The sequence below is a fragment of the Thermopolyspora sp. NPDC052614 genome, assembly GCF_040678635.1.
Classification (GTDB): Bacteria; Actinomycetota; Actinomycetes; order Streptosporangiales; family Streptosporangiaceae; genus Thermopolyspora.
This window is the reverse complement of record NZ_JBFATZ010000016.1, coordinates 185,517-191,959: the sequence shown is the minus strand read 5'-3', so window position 1 is coordinate 191,959 and position 6,443 is coordinate 185,517. Positions and strand designations below refer to the sequence as shown.

The following is a 6,443-nucleotide window of genomic DNA, read 5'->3' as shown; positions in this document are numbered from 1 at the left end:
ACACCCTCTCGACCGGACACGGACCAGTCACCTCGCCCGCCTCGAACTGGCAGAAGTCGCTCTCGCAGCCTGAGACGAGTTAACCAGCAGGGTCCCTGGGACGGGCAAAGCACCGGCGAGCTGCAGTGCCGGGGCCCCTGGGTGACGGCCGGGTACTACAACGACCCCCGGGGCCGCGAAGGGTTCACCCCCGACGGCTGGCTTCGTACGGGCGACGTGGCAAAGATCGACCCGGATGGGCGGGTCTGGCTCGTCGATCGCGCCAAGGACATGATCAAGTCCGGTGGCGAGTGGATCGGCTCGGCGGAGATCGAGAACGCGCTCCTCACGCATCCGCAGGTCGCGGAGGCCGCGGTGATCGGCGTGGCGTCGGTCAAATGGTCGGAGCGGCCGCTGGCGTGTGTCGTGCTCAGGCCCGGGGCCACCGCGGACGCCGATGAGCTGCGCGGGTTCCTTGGCGCGTCGCTGCCCAAGTGGAAGATCCCGGACCGCATCGTCTTCGTCGAGGAGATTCCCAAGACCAACGTCGGCAAGTACTCCAAGCGCGAGCTGCGCGAAATGTTCGCTGGAGTGGTCCTGCCGTGACCCCGCGCAGTGGCAACCATCTGTACGTTGATCGAACCCGACGGAGGGTGACCCGTGGCTAGCCTGACAGATCTGCTTTCGCCCACGCTGTTGTCTGGAAAGACCGCATTTCTCACCGGCGGCGGCAGCGGCGTCACCTTGGGAATCGCCGCCGCCTTCGCGCGACTCGGCGCCGCGGTCACGATCTGCGGCCGGTCGCAGGAGCGTCTCGACGGGGCCGCGGAGAAGCTGCGGGGGCTCGGCGCGAAGGTGTGTGCGGTGGCCGCCGACGTTCGCGACCCCGCCGCCGTGGCCGACGCGTTCGCCAGGAGCGCCGAGGAGCTGGGGCCGGCGTCGGTCGTGGTCGCCGGGGCCGCCGGCAACTTCGTCGCGCCCGCCGAGAAGATCAGCCCGAACGGCTTCCGTACCGTCGTCGAGATCGACCTGCTCGGAAGCTGGCACACCGCCGCCGCCGCGTTCGAGCAACTGCGCGAGACCCGGGGCACCCTGTTGTTCATCTCGGCCGCGCAGGCGTCCGTGCCGTTCGCGTACCAGGCGCATGTCGGCGCCGCGAAGGCCGGTGTCGATCACCTGATGCGCAACCTCGCCCTTGAGTGGAGCCGCTACGGCATCCGCTGCAACTCCATCGCCCCCGGGCCGATCGCCGACACCGAGGGGATGCGCCGCCTGGAGCAGGCCGCCGACAAGGACACCTGGCTCAAGATGATCCCCCTCGGCCGGTACGGCGACGCCGAGGAGATCGGCGTGATGGCCTCGGTGCTCGCCTCACCGCTCGGCGGCTTCGTCACCGGCGCCCACATCGTCGTGGACGGCGGGCAGGGGCTCGTGGGCTCCTCGACCTTTAACGAGGCCGTCGCGGCGGCGCTCAACGCTTCGACGCGCTGACGCCGACGCAGGCAGGACCCGTACCCCTTCATCCCGGTTGGTCGGCTACGGTCAGGCCTGCCGTACCAGGGGGAGGACCTCGGCGCCCAGCCTGGCCACGTTCTCCAGCACTCTGGCGTGATCGCCCGTGCCCTCGACCAGAAGGATCAGGTGGTGCACGCCCGTTCGCTCGACCGTGCGGAGCAGGCGCTCCGCACAGTGGGCGGGGGAGCCGACCGGGTGGATGCGGCAGAGCAGGTCAACGTACGCGTCGACGTCGGTCGCCGGGCGGACGCGGCCGTCGATGGGGACATAGCCGGCCAGACCGGGGCGGAGCCAGCCGGGCATCGCGCTCTTGAGTTCGGCGACGGCCCGCTCGGTGGTGTCCGCGACGTGGGCCACGGCCGCGGCGATGTGGGTACCGGGTGGTCTGGTGCCCGGCGGAAGCGCGCTCGTGTAGTGGTCGATCATCGCGGCCTTCTCCTCGTCGCCGATGTGCAGGCCGAGCAGCATGGGGAGGCCGCGTTCGGCCGCCAGGGACGCGGTCGGCGGCGAGGTGCAGGCGACCACCGGACGCAGGCCGGGCGGCTCCGGCGTCATCGGCACCTCGCGGAAACGGAAGAACTCGCCGTCGGCCTTGACGATCGTCCGGGTCAGCGCGGCGCGAAGCAGGTCCAGCGACTCGGCGAAGCCGCGCTCGAAACGGGGCAGGCCGGTGTCGAAGACCTCCAGGTCCATCCAGGGGCCGCCCCGGCCCACGCCGAGGATGAAGCGTCCGCCGGAGGTGTGGTGCAGGATCGCGGCCTCCTCGGCGAGCGCGACCGGGTGCCGCGTGCTCAGCACGCTCACCGCCGTGCCGATGTGGATCCGCTCGGTACGGCCCAGCGCCACCCCGGCGAGCGTGGTCGCCGAGGGGCACACGCCGTACGACATGAAGTGGTGTTCGGCGATCCACGCGTCGTCGAACCCGGCCCGCTCGGCCGCGACGATCGTCTCCACGGTGTCGCGCAGCACCTGACCCGAGGACTGGCCGGGAAACTGCGCAGCGACCAGGAAAACACCGATCCTCAAGGCGATCCGTCCCTTCGTGACCCTCGCATCTCGTCTCCCATCTCATCTCGTCCCATCTCATCTCGCGTCTCACCCGTGCGTCGGGTCGGTCGCCGTCATCGGCGCGGCGGCTCTGGCGGGGCCCTGGTGGCTGCGGCGGGCGAGGCGCGGCTCGGCGAGCAGCAGGGCGAGGGCGAGCGCCGTCAGGACGGCGGCGACCAGGGGGAGAATCCGCACGCCCGGGCCGGACAGGAGCAGCCCGCCGAAGAGGGAGCCCGCCGCGATGCCGACGTTGAAGGCGGAACTGCCGCCCGCCGAGGCGACATCCACGCTGCCGGGAGCGACGCGCAGGATCCGGCTGGCGATGGCCGGGGGCAGGGCGTTGAAGCCGAGGCCGACCAGGACCAGGGCTGCCACGACGGCGGCCTGGACGGTGCCGAAGGCGTACAGGGTGAGCCAGGCGACGGCGGTCACCGCGAGCGGCACGGCCAGCGACAGCCGGGGGCGGCGGTCGACGAAGGCGCTGATCGAGGACGCGGCCACCACTCCCGCGATGCCGTTGACCAGCAGCAGCGGCCCGAGTGAGGCCGGGGCGAAGTCAGCGACCCGCAGCAGGTACGGCGTGACGTAGGTGTAGGCGGTCAGGGTGCCGGTCACGGCGAGCGCGGTGACGATCATGAGGATGGCGTAGCGGCGGGCGTCGGGCGCGCTGCCGCGCATGGACCCGGCCGGCTGGGCGGTACGGCCCGGCAGCGACGCGACCATGGCGAGGCCGGTGAGCAGGCCGAGCCCGGCGAGCACCGCGAACGGGGCACGCCATCCGACCGACTGGCCGAGCCAGACGCCGACGGGCACGCCGAGCACCGGGGCGAGGGAGGCCCCGATCGCCAACTGCGACACCACCCGCCCCCGTACCTCGGGCGGGAACAGGGCGGCGACCGTGGGCCCGGCGATGGACCAGAACAGCGCCTGGCCGAGGGCGGTGAGCAGCCGCGCCGCGAGCAGCACGGCATAGCCCGTCGCGGTCGCCGACAACAGGGTGGAGACGACGAACACCACGAGCGTGCCGCCGAGCAGCCCCCGGCGCGGCAGCCGCTGGGTCAGCCGCGTCAGCGGCACCGAGGCGATGATGACCACCACCGCGTACCCGGTGACCAGCAGGCCGGTCTCGGACTCCGAGTAGCGCAGATCGCGGGAGATGAGGGTGAGCAGCCCGATCGGGAGCAGCTCGGCGGTCACGAAACAGAACGCGCCGGTCGACAGCGCCACGAGCGCGGCGAACAACCGCCGCCGGGACGCCACCGGAGCCGTGTCGTCGCCGCGGACGGGGGACACTTCGGGGCCACCTGCTGATTCGCTCACGTGGGTAGCGTCTCAGGCGAGGAACGAACGTGGCAGAGCGGTTCATGCCACCCCGTCACGGGCGGGGGGTCGGATGTCGGGCATCCCCGTCTGACCTGCTACGACGTCCGGTACGGCGATGTTGTGAACGAGATTGTTAACCAAAACGGCTCGGAATCTTCCGCTCACTAGAAGATCCGTGACGAAAAGGGAAAGGGACCTGGCACAGTACGAACCAATGGGGGTATTCGCGCATCCAGGTACCTGATGCCCCCGGTGGACCACGAAAGGGCCGAGGACCAGCCACATGATCATCGACTGTCACGGTCACTACACCACCGCACCGGCCGCCCACACCGACTGGCGCGAGCGCCAGCTCGAAGCGTTCCTCGCGGGCGAACCGGCCCCGGCGTACCCGTCGATCTCCGACGACGAGATCCGGGAGACGATCGAGAAGAACCAGCTCCGCCTGCTCCGGGAACGCGGCGCGGACCTCACCATCTTCTCGCCGCGCGCCTCCGCGATGGGACACCACCGGGGTGACCTCGGCGTCGGCATCGCCTGGGCGCGCGCCTGCAACGACCTGATCGCCCGCGTGGTGAGCCTCTTCCCCGACAACTTCATCGGCGTGTGCCAGCTCCCGCAGACCGCCGGCGAGCCGCTCGACGCCGCCATCGCCGAGCTGCGCCGCTGCGTGGACATGGGCTTCGTCGGCCTCAACCTCAACCCGGACCCGAGCGGCGGCAAGTGGAACTCGCCGCCGATCACCGACCGCTACTGGTACCCCCTGTACGAGGCCATGGTCGAGCTGGACGTGCCCGCGATGGTGCACGTCTCGGCGAGCTGCACGCCCGTGTTCCACGCCACCGGGGCGCACTACATGAACGCCGACACCACCGCGTTCATGCAGCTCATCCAGGGCGACCTGTTCGCCGACCTCCCCGAGCTGCGGCTGATCATCCCGCACGGCGGCGGGGCCGTGCCGTACCACTGGGGACGCTACCGGGGCCTGGCGGACATGCTGAAGAAGCCCTCGCTCGACACCCACGTCATGCGCAACGTCTACTTCGACACCTGCGTCTACCACCAGCCGGGCATCAACCTGCTGTTCGAGGTGATCGACCTCGACAACATCCTGTTCGGCTCGGAGATGGTCGGCGCCGTCCGCGGCATCGACCCCCGCACCGGGCACTACTTCGACGACACCAAGCGGTACGTGGACGCGCTCGACCTCTCCGACAAGCAGCGTGAGCAGGTGTACAGCGGCAACGCCCGCCGCGTCTACCCGCGCCTCGACGCCGCGCTGAAGGCCCGGGGACTGTGATGGCGACCTTCACCCCGGACCCGGACTGGCTCGCCTACCACCCGAACCCGTCCAAACCGTCCTACAGCCCGCCGCCCGGCGCGGTGGACGCGCACTGCCACGTGTTCGGCCCCGGCGACGTCTTCCCGTACGCGCCGGAACGCAAATACACCCCGGTCGACGCGGGCAAGGACAAACTGTTCGCGCTGCGCGACTTCCTCGGCTTCGAACGCAGCGTGATCGTCCAGGCCACCTGCCACGGCGCCGACAACTCCGCCATGGTGGACGCGTTGCGCTCCGCCGACGGCCGGGCCCGCGGCATCGCCACGATCCGCCCCACCGTCTCCGACGCCGAGCTCGCCGACATGAACGACGCGGGCGTACGCGGCATACGGTTCAACTTCGTCAAACGCCTCGTCGATCCCAAACCGGACGCGTACTACCGGGAGCTGGTGGATCGCATCGCCCCGCTCGGCTGGCACGTGGTCATCTACTTCGAGGCCCCCGACCTCGCCGAACGCTGGAACCTGTTCACCTCGCTGCCGGTCCCCGTCGTCGTCGATCACATGGGCCGCCCCGACGTCACCAAGCCCGTGGACGGCCCCGAGTTCGGCCTGTTCCTGCGCTTCATGGACGAGAACCCGAACGTATGGAGCAAGGTGAGCTGCCCCGAACGCCTGACGAAACAGGGTCCGCCGCACTACACCGACGTGCGCCCGTTCGCCCGTACGGTCGTGGAGCGTTACCCCGATCGCGTGCTGTGGGGCACCGACTGGCCGCACCCCAACATGAAGAGCCACATGCCCGATGACGGTCACCTGGTCGACGTCATCCCGCACATCGCGCCGACCGAGGAGCTGCGGCAGGCGCTTCTCGTCGACAATCCGACCCGCCTGTATTGGGGACCCAAATGATCGATTACTCCGACATCGATGACATCCCTGGGACGACGATCTTCACCGCGGACCGCGCCCGCCGGGGGTACCACCTCAACAACTTCTGCATGAGCCTGATGAAGGCGGAGAACCGCGACAGGTTCCACGCCGACGAGCGGGCGTACCTGGACGAATGGAAGATGACCGAGGAGCAGAAGCAGGCGGTCCTCGACCGCGACTACGGCAAACTGCTCGATCTTGGCGGCAACATCTACTTCCTGGCGAAGCTCTTCGCCAGCGACGGCCTCAGCTACGTCCAGGCCGTCAGCACCATGACCGGAATGTCTGTGGAGGAGTATCAGGCGATGATGCTGGCCGGCGGCCGCAGCATCGAAGGCTGGCGCTCCAAGAGCAAGGGGAACTGA

General features: G+C 69.9%; 7 protein-coding genes. 5 read left to right on the top strand and 2 right to left on the bottom strand.

Annotated elements, in window-relative coordinates; genetic code table 11:
- Window positions 1-141 precede the first annotated feature (141 nt).
- Together AB0K60_RS28855 and AB0K60_RS28850 are read left to right on the top strand one after the other, a co-directional pair.
- Window positions 142-585, top strand: a complete 444-nt coding sequence (locus AB0K60_RS28855) for a hypothetical protein (RefSeq protein WP_364061856.1) — start codon at window positions 142-144, stop codon at window positions 583-585.
- Window positions 586-639: 54 nt separating this feature from the next.
- Entirely contained in the window at window positions 640-1,470 is an 831-nt protein-coding gene (locus tag AB0K60_RS28850) for an SDR family oxidoreductase (protein WP_364061853.1), read from the top strand.
- A 51-nt stretch (window positions 1,471-1,521) separates the two neighbouring features.
- Here the strand turns inward: AB0K60_RS28850 and AB0K60_RS28845 are convergent, their stop codons facing one another.
- Both AB0K60_RS28845 and AB0K60_RS28840 read right to left on the bottom strand, forming a co-directional pair.
- Window positions 1,522-2,520, bottom strand: a complete 999-nt coding sequence (locus AB0K60_RS28845; protein WP_364061850.1) for an LLM class flavin-dependent oxidoreductase — start codon at window positions 2,518-2,520, stop codon at window positions 1,522-1,524.
- 69 nt (window positions 2,521-2,589) lie between these two features.
- Window positions 2,590-3,861 (bottom strand): MFS transporter, encoded by a 1,272-nt coding sequence (locus AB0K60_RS28840; protein WP_364061847.1) that lies wholly within the window; start codon window positions 3,859-3,861, stop codon window positions 2,590-2,592.
- Window positions 3,862-4,147: 286 nt separating this feature from the next.
- On the opposite strand from AB0K60_RS28840, the gene AB0K60_RS28835 reads away from it, so the two are divergent.
- Genes AB0K60_RS28835 through ligA form a run of 3 tightly spaced genes read left to right on the top strand, consistent with a single transcriptional unit; the run spans window position 4,148 to window position 6,443 of the window.
- Complete coding sequence (locus AB0K60_RS28835; RefSeq protein WP_364061844.1) at window positions 4,148-5,164, top strand: amidohydrolase family protein; 1,017 nt, start codon at window positions 4,148-4,150, stop codon at window positions 5,162-5,164.
- Window positions 5,164-6,057 carry an amidohydrolase family protein gene (locus AB0K60_RS28830; protein WP_364061841.1) on the top strand — a complete coding sequence of 298 codons (894 nt, stop codon included), beginning with the start codon at window positions 5,164-5,166 and terminating at the stop codon, window positions 6,055-6,057. Before AB0K60_RS28835 ends, AB0K60_RS28830 begins: the two co-directional genes overlap by 1 nt.
- Complete coding sequence (gene ligA, locus AB0K60_RS28825; protein ID WP_364061838.1) at window positions 6,054-6,443, top strand: protocatechuate 4,5-dioxygenase subunit alpha; 390 nt, start codon at window positions 6,054-6,056, stop codon at window positions 6,441-6,443. The genes AB0K60_RS28830 and ligA overlap by 4 nt, the downstream gene beginning before the upstream one ends.